A 13,556-nucleotide genomic window follows, 5' to 3' on the forward strand; every position below is an offset into this window, starting at 1 on the left:
TTTTAAATAAATTCTGTCAAGTGATAGTGTAATGAAAGACATCAACGACATCATGCCAAAGGTTCCTAATATGAGATGGGGAGCTTTGATGAACAAAGCACCAACAAATGATAAAGTTGAAGAAATGAATAAAATTTTCCCTGACAATGGTAGATGGCATACAGTTTTTGAAGAGCAAGATAAGATTACAGTTGATGGAAAAGAAATCAGAAAGAAAAATCCTGACAAGTGGACTTAGATTGAAAAGTTTTCCATTATTTGCATTTTTAATAATTTCATCTGTTTTTGTAATTGGATTTGACAATGTCTATGGCCACGGTGTAGGTAGTGAAACTTTTCCTCCCGTAGATCTGAATGGCAAACTAGTAACTTTGGAAGTATCTTCATCAAAAAGTGATCCTAACGAAAGCGATGATCAGCAAATATCAATATCATTAATTGACTTTGATTCAAAAATTACTTTACGAGACGTTACATTTTTGATCAAATCTGAACGTGGAGAACAATTTCTTTTTGAAAAAGAATTCAAAGCAGATAATGGATTCATAGTTTTTAATTTTGTATCCGAAGAATCTGATTCAATCATTTTAGAGGAAGAAAATGGAGGAGGGCTATTTGGTTCGTTGTTGGGTCTTGAAAGCAGAATGGTACACGTTAAAGGGCCCAAACTTAGCGAAGGTGGGTTATACAAATTAGATGTTAGTGTACTAACTGCTGATGGATACTCTCAAAAATTAGATATGCCTCTAGTCTTTAACGCTGGAATTTCAATAGCTCAAACATCTAGACATAATTTCATTGATCCAAATTTTGGTGAACAAAATATCCATGTGGTCACATACTATGATGAAATTTCAAATTTCAATTATGATTCTAACACTAAAGAAATTAGTTTTTTCATGCCATTTGAGTGGAGTCAATTTAACATTAATCAAACATCAGTAGTTCATGAAGAGCTAGTCATTCCAAAAAATTTTGGTGATTTACTAGTATCTGGATTCACAATGTATGTTAATGGAGTACAATTATCGCATGATATTGTAAACATTGATGACTTTTTTGCTGATGGACGAATCGTTCATTTTATAATATATCAAAAAGAATTACAGAAAGTTTTTGATAATAAATCAAACCAAAATGGAATGGACTTTGTAATCAAGCCCGACCGGAATTATACTCATCTAAGTGCGGTCACTGACAATGGACAATTTAGGATTCTTGTATCCTCAGAACCTGAAAATCTAAAATCAAATTCAAATGCAAAAATACTTTTTGATGTAACTGATATTTTCTTAAAAAATAAACCTGTTGCAACAAATTATGAATTTTCAGTAACCCAAAATGAAAGAATAATTTTTGAAAAAAATGGAATTAGTACTGATTCCAAAAATGAACATAATGTTGTAGAATTTATGATTCCAGATGATGTAACTGGCATTGTAAATTTAAATTTTAAAAATTTGGATGGTAATAATCTCGCAAAGACGACATTTCCTATCGTTGTTGATAGAATACCGACAAATGAAATTTCAATACCTGAATGGATTAGAAACAATGCATTATGGTGGTCTCAAGAACAAATAGATGATAATACATTCATTCAAGGAATTGAATATTTGATTAAAAATAAAATTATTCTAATCCCTCAAACTCAACAAGAGACTTCAGAATCTCAAGAAATTCCATCTTGGATAAAAAACAATGCGTCATGGTGGGCTGATGGTCAGATTAACGATGAAACATTTGTTCAGGGCTTGGAATTTATGATAAAGAATGGAATTCTTCGTGTTTGATTGTATTCTATTCGATCATTGAACCAGTCGCTTTAAATCTCTAAAACTGGTATTTTGATCACTTGTTTAGGCCTGAAAGCATAGTTGAAAGAAAATCTACCCTATTCTCAATTGTTGTCGCCGGTGTAATTGCAATTTTGGCTATGCCAATAATTATTCCTCATCTATTGCATGGTTATCATTTGGCACACATTTTTTTACATGTTGGTGGAATTACACTTGCTGTTTTTATTTCAGTACTTGCAGGATTTGCATACTATAGATTAAGAACAAAGCGGCTTTTACTTAGTGCTGCAGCTTTTGCTAATTTTATTGCAGCCGAAATTATTTTGCTTGTTGATGCCACATGGCCATCTATCTATGATCTTGCAGAATTATCACTTTCTGAGGTAGGACATTTATTGACGTTTGTCACATTAGGACTATTGGCCCTAGGAGTGTTTAGAAATGACTGATAGATATTCGCAATTACAACAAATCATTGAAGCGAACCCTGGAATTCAATTCCGTGAAATAATGCGTTCATCAGGATTAAAAAATGGAGTCCTAAGCCATTATCTAGGAAAATTAGAGAAAAGTGGAATCATCAAAGTGATTCGTGGACCAAGACAATCAAGATTTTATCCTCCTAAAATCACCGAAGATGAATCTTTAGTAATCAAAGCTTTACGAAAACAAACTCCACGAGATTTGTTGCTTGCATTAATTGAAAATGATGGTTTAGAATTCTCACAATTAGTTAAAGCAGTTAAAAAATCCCCGTCAACTGTTTCATTATATCTATCACAAATAGTGGAAGATGGATTAGTTGAGATTAGATTTGTTAATCTCAAAAAAAGATATCATATTAAAGCAAGAGATGTCATAGATAAATTAATTGAAGACTATAGACCAGGTTTACTTGAGAAACCAACATCTGGATTCGAAGACATTATCAATTCCTTCTAGTGTTTCACAACTAACTATTACTATATTTTTAGGATCATTCATTCTTCTATTACTTCCTACAGTTGCTTATGCTGATGTTTTCATACCTGATAGTGAATATGCCGGATATTATGATTATGAAGGAGTTTACACTGTTGTTGGAAATGTAAAAAATCAAAATGATTTTGCATTGATTCCAACAATTACAATATCTGTTATTGATAATGATCAGACAAAAATTACTCATACATTACATCATGTACCGATACCTGCAATGACTGATATTCCATTTAAATTAAAATTTCCAGAGATTCGTGGTGACAATCCTGTCTTATTAAATGCTGAATTAGAGTATTCCAAAACCAAAAAAAATTCTATCCCTATACAGATTATCTATGATAAAACTTTGATTACTTATGAAGATGGTCATGTTACTGGCAGAATAAAAAACATTGGAAATCAAACAGTATACAATCCTAAAATATTTGCAATTGTTCATGGTTATGAAAAATATATTTTAGATGTTGCTCAAAATATCGAACCGATTGAAAAAATTGAACCAGGACAAATACTAAACTTTACGATATATCCTGATCCTTCTGTATCTGAACCCGTTCGTTTCTATTCATGTTTTGCACCCGTTGATACAACTGTAATTCCTGTTACTGCAAAGAAAGATGGTGGTGACTTTGATTTCAGATATGACTCGGGAGCTTGGTATTCTGCAGCAAAATTCGATGAATCGGGAACTACACTTAGTATCAGAGGATACAACAGTTATCCATTGGAGACTTATGCCAATTTTGAATTTCCTCCAATCTCAGGCAATGAAAAATTTTCTGTAACCCTAAATGATAAGCCTGTAGAATTTATTCAAAGTATTGATGAGATGGGATTTTGGCATGTAGCATTTCAAGTAGGACCTACATCACAAGGAATCTTGAAAATTTCAGGTTTTGATGAAGGGCTACCTCCCGAATTACCCAAAATTCCGCAATGGATTAAGGTCAACGCAGAATGGTGGGTAACAAATCAGATTTCAGATTCAGAATTTCTTGAAGGAATTGATTTTCTTTTTGAAAAGCAAATTGTATCAGTTCCTGAAAGAGATGTCATTTCAGAATCTCAATGGAGTATCCCCTCATGGGTAAAAACTTCTACTGGATGGTGGTATGAAGATAAAATTTCTGATGATGAGTTTCTAAATATGATTGAGAATCTTGTTAAGAGAAAAATTATTGTAATATAGTATTATTATGCAACGATTCTATATCTGCCATAAATAATGTAAGCATTTACTAATAATACTCCAATAGATGCTGCCATAAACCAGTCTCTGAGTGTAGAATATTCTATTTCATATTCTAAATTACTGCTTAGAGAAAGAAAAATCTCATTTAGAGTTTGTTCATTTAACGATTTAAAATAATTACCTCCTGTTTCATTTGCAATTTCAATTAGTGTTTCTTCATCCAATTCTGCATATTGTGGTTCTCCATAGATGTCATCTCTGAGATATATTGGTTCTAAAGATCCTAAACCAATAGTATGAATTTGAATCCCATTAATTTTTGCATATTGAATTGCTTCTTCTGGTGTAATTAGTCCGGAATTATGAACCCCATCACTAAGCAATACAATTATTCCTTTCTTATCTGGAATTGATGATGCCATATCAATTCCTAATGCAAGACCATCTCCTATTGCAGTAGCTCCTTGTCCTTGTTGAATTGAAGATATTGCATCAATGGTTTTTTCTTTGTCAGGAGTAAGGTATGAAATTGTAGTAGCTCCTGATTCAAAAAGTATGACACCTACATTATTTTGAGGCCCTATTCTGTTTACCATCTGGCTAATAGCATCTTTAGCGGCATCTAGTCGTGTAGGTTTGTAATCTGAGGCTGCCATACTCTCAGAACCATCTAAAACTAGGCTCAAATTGATTCCTTTTTCTACTGATAGGGTGGGAATCTGAGGATTTGCCAATCCTACTATGATTAATCCAAGAATTATCATCATCAAAATAAACGGTAAATGTTTTCTAAGTATTGTTTTACCCGAAATTGATTTTTTGATAATCTTCAATGAACTAAATTTGAGAATAGATTCTTTTTTTTCGGAATTATATTTTGCATACAGAAAATATAATCCAGGTATTGCTAAAAGTAAAAACAATGCATATAGAAACTCAAATTGTATACTCATTTAGTTTTACCTCTTGCTTTATTTCTGATGTATCGATTAAATGTAATATCAAATGGTTCCTCATTTGTTAAATCAAGATGATCAATTCCAATTTTTTTAATTTGATATTCATTTTCTTTTCTAGTTTTTTCAATTAATCGTGAATATTCTTCTTGAAATTTTTTATCAGATGTATTTACTAAAATTTGTTCTCCAGATTCAGCATCTTCCAGGTACACATTACCAATATCAGGTATTTCTGTTTCTCGAATATCTGAAATATTTACTAGAATAACTTGATGTTTTAATTTTAAGCATTTTAGTGGCTTTTCAAATGTATCTGAAATAAAATCTGAAATTATAAAAATTACACTCCTTCTATTTAGAAATTTTTGTAATTCTGAAAGTGATTTGAAAATATCTGTTTCAATGTTTTTTGTTTTGTATTCTAATAATTCATTTAGAATTTTCATCATGTGTTTTTTTCCTTTTTTTGCTGGAATGAATTTCTCTAATGAATTTGTAAACAATCCCATTCCTACCCTGTCATTATTTTTTAATGCTGAAAACATTAATGATGCAGCAACTTCGGCCCCCAACTCTTTTTTGCTTTTTATAAATCCAAAATCGGTACTTGCTGAGATATCCATTATCACATAGATGTTGAGTTCTTTTTCCTCTGCGAATTCTTTTATAAAAAGATCATTGTATCTTGCAGATACATTCCAATCAATGCGTCTAGCATCATCGCCTGCTGTATATTCACGAACTTCTGAAAACTCTATTCCTCCACCTCTAAATCTAGACCTATAGGCGCCTGATTCCATGCCTTCGACAATATTTTTTGTCTTAATTTCCAGGTTTTTAACCTGTTTTAATAATTCTGAGAGTTGAGTCATTTCTAAGGCGGACTAATTTTTTCTAAAACAAAATCAATTACTTTGTCTGGATTAATTCCATTAGCTTCTGCCTCAAATGTTAGGATTATTCTATGACGTAAAACCTCATGAGCTATTGCCTTAACATCTTCTGGAATGACAAATCCTCTGCCATTAAGCAATGCATGAGCTTTTGCTGTTCTCATTAACCAAATAGACGCTCTTGGGGATGCACCAAATTCTATCATGTTATCCAGTTCTAATTCATAGTCTTTTGGATTCCTAGTAGCATTCACAATATCTGCAATGTATTCTGTAATCAGATCATCTGAATAAACTTCATCATTAAATTTTTGGATTTCAATTATTTCTTCAGGATTAAAAATGGGTTTTATTGAATATTTTTGATTTGATGCATTTCTTTCAATAATTTTAATTTCATCTTTTTTAGATGGATAATCTATTAGGATTTTCAATGCAAATCTATCTACTTGGGCTTCAGGAAGTTTGTACGTTCCTTCATTTTCAATAGGATTCTGAGTAGCAAGAACTAGAAATGGTTTTTTCAATTCAAATGTATCTCCGTGAATACTTACTTGTTTTTCTTGCATTGCTTCAAGTAATGCAGATTGGACTTTGGGTGGTGCTCGATTAATTTCATCAGCTAGAACAAAATTATGAAAAATTGGACCTTTTTGTGTTACAAATGAACCTGATGCGTTCTTGTAAATTTTTGTCCCAATAATGTCAGCAGGAAGTAAATCTGGCGTGAATTGAATTCTTACATTATCTACACTAAATATTTCTGACATTGTTTTTACCATCAATGTTTTTGCTAGGCCCGGAACACTCTCTAAAAGCACGTGACCGTCAGCAATTATTGAAATCAAGATTTTTCTTATGGCATCTTCTTGCCCAACAATAACTTGACTAGATTCTTCTAGAACTTCTAGTAGTTTTTCTGCATATTTTTGGGCTTTTTCATTCAAATCCTGAATCTCGTTATTAGAAGCAGAATAGTTTACTTGATTTTCTCTAAGTGCCATGTGTCTATGTATCCGTTTTTGAATTAATAGCAGACTGGTTCATTCGAAAAATGTACCAATTTCGATTAAAGGAAAATTTTGCATTTTAGAGTAAGAATTGACCATGATTCATTATCTGCACAATCACATCTGTTTGAAACTGACACTGTCTTACTTTTGAGGAATTCACCGTGAAACTCCATTTCTTTTCAATGTTCAAAATAATATTTTTTTTGACACCAGTAATTTTTCTTGCAAATCCTGCATTTGCAGATAATTCAGAAATCCAAATGGATTGGTTAATTGAAGGACAAATTAATGATCAAATCAATACTTTACAAGAATCTGACATTGTTTCCAGTTATCAAGAAGTTATAGATGAAGATCCAAAATCATCTAAACCTGTTTATGGCAAATTTATCACAAATAATCAATATTCTGTTGGTGATTACAAAATCACTATTGATACAGAAGAAGGTCAATTACTCAATGGAATGTTAATAGAACAACGAGATCTTAGACAAGAAAGTTTCCAACATAAAATAAAATATTTTGATAGATTTTCAGACGGCTATGTAGAAATAGCTGAAGCATTGTTAGATCCGATTGGAGATAGCAAATATATCATTAATGGAAGATCACTTGATTACAATCCAAATTCAAATCTTGAACTTTTTGTACTTGAACGTGGATACAGTATGGATAATTTAGAAGCAATTCCTAATGATATTTTCACTCCTCAAGAGTTTACTTTGGGAAGAGCGATGATGAAAGAAGCAATGGAGTCTGGTGAAGGCGAATTTGATCTAAGAAAATATTCTCCAAATTATCTAGAATTGAACAAAGAACAAATTCAAGAAAGAATGAGGAATTCATTTTCAGAGCAAACTTCAAAACTCTTCAATGAAATTATTTCTGGAAAACAATTGCAATCTGATGGTTCATTTTCAGATATTGAAGTTGAAATTTCACAACCTACAAGAGATTCTAAAAGTATATTTGATAATTTCAAATTTAACCAACCAAAATTCGAAAACACCAGACATATTCGTGATTCATTACAAAGTGATCCATTTGGAGCGATTCCAAATTCACTTGGATTTGAAAATATTTCATTATTATTGCTAATTCCTGTATTTGCAGCTTTGACGATATTTGGATATTTGATGAACAAAAAACGAACAGATAGAAAACTTGAGCCACTCTTACAAGTGTCAAAACCTCGAATTGATTTTAGAGAATTAACAAATGATATGTTAAAGAAATCTAAAAATCTATATGAAAATAACAAAAGAAAAGAAGCTCACGAAATTCTCAGTCAAGCAATAAGATACTACTATTCACAAAGTCTAGGAATCTACAAAGAGATGACAAATCTTGAATTACTGACCATTTTAAGAGAATCAAAATCCTCTGAATATAATCAGGTAAAAGATGGGCTGTTGCTTTGTGGAAGTGTAGAATATGCTAGATACAATCCTAATGATGATGAGTTTGAGAAAGCATTAACACAATTTTCAAAGGAGATTTCAAACTAATGAATTTGAAAAATACCTTGTTTTTAGGGATGAGTGCTCTCTTTATTTTACTATCATTTCAGGGACTAGCTTTTGGTGAAAATATTGAGGAAAAAATATTTCCTACTTGGGTTAAACAGGCAACTGAAATCTGGATTGATGGTCAAATATCTGACTCTGAATTTTTAGCACTAATGGAGAATATACTTGAAAAAAATATCTTACCTGAGGAAATAGAATCAAAAGAAATTCTTAAACACACTGCAAAAACCATAATCCATGATATTCCAGAACTTTACGTAGAAAATTCTTTTGAATTAATTCCTCATTGGGTAAAAGACAGAGCCCAGTGGTGGATTGAAGGAAAAATAAGTGATGTTCAATTCCTTAGAACTGTACACTATTTGAGAGAAGTTGGATATTTGGAATATACACCTGAAAAAAATATTTTCTCAAATGATAATACTTTACAATCAAGTTTAGAAAAATATTTGTTAAGTGATGAAGATATTTTGAAAATTATTAAAAAAACAAAATGGAGAATTATTTCAACTGAATATGAATTTGAAGAAAAAGAAGGAGTAATAGATTCTGTAAAGATTGTTTTTACAGATATTACAAGAGTATATGAGCCTATATTTTACAAATTCAAAGTCCCATCTATTACAATGCAAATATCTGAGTTTAATAATCAAAATGATTTGGACAATTATTGGAATTCTTTTGAAGATAGAAGTAAAGAAAAAATCTTTGATTCATCCTACATGACTGGAACTCCTAATGAGAATTCACAATGTTTATTCAATTATAATTCAAAAGGTGCAGTTACTTCATGTATTTATGATAATCTGATCACTCAAGTAATCATATTTGATGAATATGGTGAACACTTTACTTATGACGTTGAAAATCTTGTTTTAGATGAAACAGAACTTACTAGTAGAATTTCAGGCGAAATTTTAAAAAAAATTAGTTACTACAAAAATGATAAAATAAATTCTCATCTACATCATGTTTTACAAAAAGATTCATCTACAGATTCTCTAAACCAAGTCCAAACTGTACCTAAATCTATGAAATTAGAGGAATCTTTGCTTCAAGGAGTACAAAATTTTTCATGTGTTAGAGATGATTTTGGATTAGTAACAATTTCTGGTCAATATCATAATGACAATTTAAAACGTAATCAAGTTGATTTGTCAATATTGTTTTTGGATAAAGATGGTAATACTATGGGCAATGCCAGTACTACATTTTATGATCTAAAAGAATTTGAGTCAAAAAGATTTGTAGGTCATTCAAAATGGAGTGAGAATTTCTATTCCTGTAAGATTAGTATAGAATAAAGATATCGCACACCATTGGTACATTTTTCGAATGAACCATTTTTCTTATATTAAAAATTTCTTTGAAATAATTATCAATGTTCAGTAAAATATCCCTAATGGTAGTTTTTGTAATGGTTACTGCACTAGTAATTCCTATTTCTATTTCAGATTCCTTTGCTGAATCAAAATTTTTACCACCTTCTGAAGGGGGATTCTCTCCTGTGAAAAAATCTACAGGTGTTATGATGATGTTTTGTGCAAATGAGGCATTAACTCTACAAGAATGTGATGAAAAATATGATGGATATACTTGGACTGACAGAGTCAATGTTTTGATTTACGCACCTGGATGGAATAATGATGAAGATAATATGGAAAAAATAGGCCAATCTGAGGGCTCAAAAATCACCATTACTACACGTGACGCAACTGTTAATACTGCAGTATTTACTGAAACTGGTCCTGATACGGGAATTTTCTTTGGAGTTGTAAAACTAACTGGACAACATTATACTGTACATAATGAAAATGGTGTTTTAATCAAAGCACACGGGCATCTGTCAAGTAATTATGGAGAAGTTGTAACTGATCATTGTACTTCTAGTAGCAGTGGTGTACATATGCACGGATTCTTGATGCCATTAATTTTACAAATGAAAGGATTGTTATTCTCTGCTGTAATGATGGATTTTATTCCTGAAGCCCATGCTCAGATGCATATGAATATGAAACCTGCTTGTTCCGACGGAGTTACTGAAAGTGCATTAGATGTAGCAGCAAGATTGCCTACTGACTATCAAGAAGGTGCATTAACAGTTTCATGGGAAGCAAATGAAGATGTAGTATTAACAAAAACTGCTACATGGTCTTGGAGAGTCGGTGAAATTGAATTTGATAAAAATGAATTTAGTACAAATGAGCCAATAAAGTTCACACTACATGATAGAGATTTATGGATTCATCACGCAGAATTTCATACATACTGGATGAGAGTATTTTCTGATTCTGATCAAGCCGGAATCTATGTCCCTGTTCAGTTTATACCTAATCATGATCACGGTTCTGAAGTTGAATACAAAGGGGTTGCAACAAAATTATCAGAACCCGCTGCTTCATCTTTGACAAAATATACTCCTGAAGGAAAGTGGAAGATGTATTTTTGGTGGTCTCCAGGTGGAGTCATTGGAATTAATCAAGATTATGATCTTAACTTAATGGTTCATAATGGATTGACAGACATTCACCAATGGAAATTATATTATAACATGGAAATTTGGCTTAACGGAGAATTATTAGAAGTTAGAAATGAAAAATTTGCAGATGATGGCCATGCCATCGAAACTGTCAGATTTGATGAAAGAGGTTCTGCAAAGATAGTGTTTACGGATTTATTTGGTTCTGATATTGGAAATTCATTTTCGTTCCAAGTGGCTCCTGAAGCTGTTTTGGAAGATGTAGTTCCACGACATCATGCATTTGATACAGTTATCGGGGAACTTGAAGGAAGATATGGATCTCATTATATCGATAAACTTGATGGAGAATTTTCTGTTACACTAGATGATGATTCTCAAGAATTAGATGTATTGCGTGTTCATCATGGTGACACAATCACTGTAGAGTATGTTGATATGACTTTGCCCAAACCATATACCACTGCTGATAATTTAGAAATTAAAGCAAGAACTGTAGTATATGATCAACCAATAGGTCTAGTCAATGTGGTCAACCAAACAGAAGAGGAATCTACAATCACTGAAACTTCTTTCTTAAAAAGTTCTGAAGGAATAAAACGTATTCAAGATACACAAGTACAATCTTCTATTATTTCAGTTTCCTCAGATATCTCAATACCATCATGGGTAAAAAAGAATGCATCCTGGTGGTCTGATGGACAATTAACTGATCCTGACTTTGCTAAAGGGATTGAATATTTGATTCAAGAAAATATCATTGATGTTCCAAGAGATGATGTAGACGTTGAAGAAGAACTAGCAAATATCACATCTATTCCAATGTGGGTAAGAAATAATGCATCCTGGTGGTCTGATGGACAATTAACTGATGTTGAGTTTGCAAACGGTTTGAAATATCTAATTTCAACTGGTTTAATTAAAGTCTAGACTTTTTATAATATTAAATCCTTTTTAAAAATTGAACAAAATGAACTCAAAATATTCTCTTGTAATACTTTTGTTAATTTTTGTAGTGGGTTCAATTCAGTTTGCACATGCAGGAGGTTCAGGAAGTGAAGAAAGTGAAACTCAATTTATCAATGATAATTATTACAAAGTAAAACTTGAAACAAATCCTTCGGTTCTTGAAGGAGATGAAAATGAAATCAATTTTGATGTTACAACAATCAATGATGATACACAAGAAATTATCTCTGGTATAGAATACGAAATTCAAGTTTTTGATGGTAAAGATAACTTGATTGTTGATTTTGTAGCGTATTCTCCTGATGATAAACTCAAGACTGTAATCATTCCGAGCCAATCATTGAATATTTCTGGAGAAAAAACAGAAAATAACGCCTGGTTAGCCTCAAATGAATCACCATTATTTATTGAATCATCATTATTTCTTGAAGGAGGTTTAGTAAATGTAAAAATCACTGTTTTATCAATTGACTCAACTCCTGTTTCAGAAAGTGTCACTCCCTTTGAAATCATGTTTACCATGGGCGAATTTATTCCATTTACTTTGGAGATTGATGATAAAGAAGTCGATTTAATGTTTGCAACATATTTTGATAAAATTGAGAAATTTGAATATGATGCTAAAAATAAAAAAGTTATAGCTGAAATGCCATTTGACTGGAATAAAGATTTTATTAAATCCATACCATTTGTACATGCTGAATATTATATTCCAAAAACTGTAGATATTTTTAACAATCATGAAATTCTTTTAACAATAAATGACGAAACTTTTTTTGGAACTATAGATCGTTCTGGTAATGAAGAAATTGTTGTTCATTTTCTACTTTCTTCTTCAAAATTATTAAAATTACTTGACCAAATTCCATCTGATCAACATGACAAAATGATTTTTGGAATTGAATCTGGAAAACAACGAGAAAATGAGAATACTGATGCTTCATTAGAAGATGGTGAGAAAGCAATTTTATTGTCTACTAAAGAAGATTGGAAATTTCATTTATCATTAACTCCAAAGGGAAAAATTAATCCCGGAAATGAAATATCTCTTAATATTGAATTTCATGATCCAGTAACCAATTCATTAATTCCTCAAATTTTGTATGATCTTGATATATTTCTTAATGGAAAAATTGTTGAATCTGAAAAAGGATTAGAAACTCCTGATGGCCGTGATTCTATTCGAGTCACTTTTGATGATCTAGGTGCAGTAATTGTAAGAATCTCAAATGTAAATAATTTTGACACATCTGGAGAATTTTCCTTCAAAGTATCTGAACTTAAAGAAATCACAACTGACTATTTTGTAGATATTGCATCAGGTTCATCTCTTCAGGGATGTGAAAACAGTGATTCTTGTTATATTCCATCTTTACTAGATATAGATCCAAATCAGGTAATTCTATGGAATAATCGAGATAGTTCTGCTCATACAGTAACATCAGGTTCTCCAGAAGTTGGGAATTCAGGTAGTTTTGATAGTGGTATAATTGCAGCTGGAGAAAAATTTTTTTATAAATTTGAAAAACAAGGCATTTTTGACTACTATTGTACACTACATCCGTGGATGATAGGCACGATTTCTGTTGGAGAAATTCAATCCTCTGTTCCTGAATGGATAAAAAACAATGCTGGCTGGTGGGCAGATGGTGCAATTGATGATGGTGCATTCATTCAAGGAATTCAATTCCTCATAAAAGAAGGAATCATACAAATTCCAAATACAACGAAGAATTCTGAAT

12 protein-coding genes are annotated in these 13,556 nt (G+C 31.6%); 9 read left to right on the forward strand and 3 right to left on the reverse strand.

Going from position 1 to position 13,556, the window contains the following annotated elements:
- Positions 1-31: 31 nt before the first annotated feature.
- The 5 genes from ACW9XH_RS03720 (at position 32) to ACW9XH_RS03740 (ending at position 3,969) form a co-directional block, all read left to right on the forward strand.
- The gene (locus ACW9XH_RS03720) at positions 32-238 is read left to right on the forward strand and encodes a hypothetical protein (protein WP_457759293.1); all 207 of its coding nucleotides are present in this window, start codon (positions 32-34) and stop codon (positions 236-238) included.
- Entirely contained in the window at positions 195-1,793 is a 1,599-nt protein-coding gene (locus tag ACW9XH_RS03725; protein WP_457759294.1) for a peptidase, read from the forward strand. Before ACW9XH_RS03720 ends, ACW9XH_RS03725 begins: the two co-directional genes overlap by 44 nt.
- Positions 1,794-1,855: 62 nt before the next feature.
- On the forward strand, positions 1,856-2,248 hold the full coding sequence (locus ACW9XH_RS03730; RefSeq protein WP_457759295.1) for a hypothetical protein: 393 nt from the start codon (positions 1,856-1,858) through the stop codon (positions 2,246-2,248).
- A complete protein-coding gene (locus ACW9XH_RS03735; RefSeq protein WP_457759296.1) occupies positions 2,241-2,741 on the forward strand; it encodes a winged helix-turn-helix transcriptional regulator in 501 nt (166 codons plus the stop codon). The genes ACW9XH_RS03730 and ACW9XH_RS03735 overlap by 8 nt, the downstream gene beginning before the upstream one ends.
- A complete protein-coding gene (locus ACW9XH_RS03740; protein WP_457759297.1) occupies positions 2,695-3,969 on the forward strand; it encodes a peptidase in 1,275 nt (424 codons plus the stop codon). The genes ACW9XH_RS03735 and ACW9XH_RS03740 overlap by 47 nt, the downstream gene beginning before the upstream one ends.
- A gap of 5 nt (positions 3,970-3,974) precedes the next feature.
- Here the strand turns inward: ACW9XH_RS03740 and ACW9XH_RS03745 are convergent, their stop codons facing one another.
- From ACW9XH_RS03745 to ACW9XH_RS03755, 3 genes are read right to left on the reverse strand one after another with little or no spacing between them, the layout of a single operon-like run.
- A complete protein-coding gene (locus tag ACW9XH_RS03745) occupies positions 3,975-4,925 on the reverse strand; it encodes a VWA domain-containing protein (RefSeq protein WP_457759298.1) in 951 nt (316 codons plus the stop codon).
- Positions 4,922-5,803, reverse strand: a complete 882-nt coding sequence (locus ACW9XH_RS03750) for a DUF58 domain-containing protein (RefSeq protein ID WP_457759299.1) — start codon at positions 5,801-5,803, stop codon at positions 4,922-4,924. The genes ACW9XH_RS03745 and ACW9XH_RS03750 overlap by 4 nt, the downstream gene beginning before the upstream one ends.
- A 2-nt stretch (positions 5,804-5,805) precedes the next feature.
- Positions 5,806-6,828 carry an AAA family ATPase gene (locus ACW9XH_RS03755; protein ID WP_457759300.1) on the reverse strand — a complete coding sequence of 341 codons (1,023 nt, stop codon included), beginning with the start codon at positions 6,826-6,828 and terminating at the stop codon, positions 5,806-5,808.
- A gap of 212 nt (positions 6,829-7,040) precedes the next feature.
- Between ACW9XH_RS03755 and ACW9XH_RS03760 the strand changes: the two genes are divergently transcribed.
- The 4 genes from ACW9XH_RS03760 to ACW9XH_RS03775 all read left to right on the forward strand — a co-directional run.
- Positions 7,041-8,345 (forward strand): hypothetical protein, encoded by a 1,305-nt coding sequence (locus tag ACW9XH_RS03760; RefSeq protein WP_457759301.1) that lies wholly within the window; start codon positions 7,041-7,043, stop codon positions 8,343-8,345.
- Positions 8,345-9,670, forward strand: a complete 1,326-nt coding sequence (locus tag ACW9XH_RS03765) for a hypothetical protein (protein ID WP_457759302.1) — start codon at positions 8,345-8,347, stop codon at positions 9,668-9,670. Before ACW9XH_RS03760 ends, ACW9XH_RS03765 begins: the two co-directional genes overlap by 1 nt.
- A gap of 113 nt (positions 9,671-9,783) precedes the next feature.
- Positions 9,784-11,775 (forward strand): hypothetical protein, encoded by a 1,992-nt coding sequence (locus ACW9XH_RS03770; RefSeq protein ID WP_457759303.1) that lies wholly within the window; start codon positions 9,784-9,786, stop codon positions 11,773-11,775.
- A gap of 40 nt (positions 11,776-11,815) precedes the next feature.
- Positions 11,816-13,556: cupredoxin domain-containing protein (locus ACW9XH_RS03775; RefSeq protein WP_457759312.1), on the forward strand; the 1,741-nt coding region annotated here is incomplete at its 3' end.

This window comes from Candidatus Nitrosopumilus sp. bin_32a, from assembly GCF_054095935.1.

Coding starts and splice junctions, on each gene's coding strand:
- ACW9XH_RS03720 (WP_457759293.1), top strand. CDS start 32: ATGAAAGACATCAACGACATCATGCCAAAGGTTCCTAATATGAGATGG.
- ACW9XH_RS03725 (WP_457759294.1), top strand. CDS start 195: ATGGAAAAGAAATCAGAAAGAAAAATCCTGACAAGTGGACTTAGATTG.
- ACW9XH_RS03735 (WP_457759296.1), top strand. CDS start 2,241: ATGACTGATAGATATTCGCAATTACAACAAATCATTGAAGCGAACCCT.
- ACW9XH_RS03745 (WP_457759298.1), bottom strand. CDS start 4,925: ATGAGTATACAATTTGAGTTTCTATATGCATTGTTTTTACTTTTAGCA.
- ACW9XH_RS03750 (WP_457759299.1), bottom strand. CDS start 5,803: ATGACTCAACTCTCAGAATTATTAAAACAGGTTAAAAACCTGGAAATT.
- ACW9XH_RS03755 (WP_457759300.1), bottom strand. CDS start 6,828: ATGGCACTTAGAGAAAATCAAGTAAACTATTCTGCTTCTAATAACGAG.
- ACW9XH_RS03765 (WP_457759302.1), top strand. CDS start 8,345: ATGAATTTGAAAAATACCTTGTTTTTAGGGATGAGTGCTCTCTTTATT.
- ACW9XH_RS03770 (WP_457759303.1), top strand. CDS start 9,784: ATGGTTACTGCACTAGTAATTCCTATTTCTATTTCAGATTCCTTTGCT.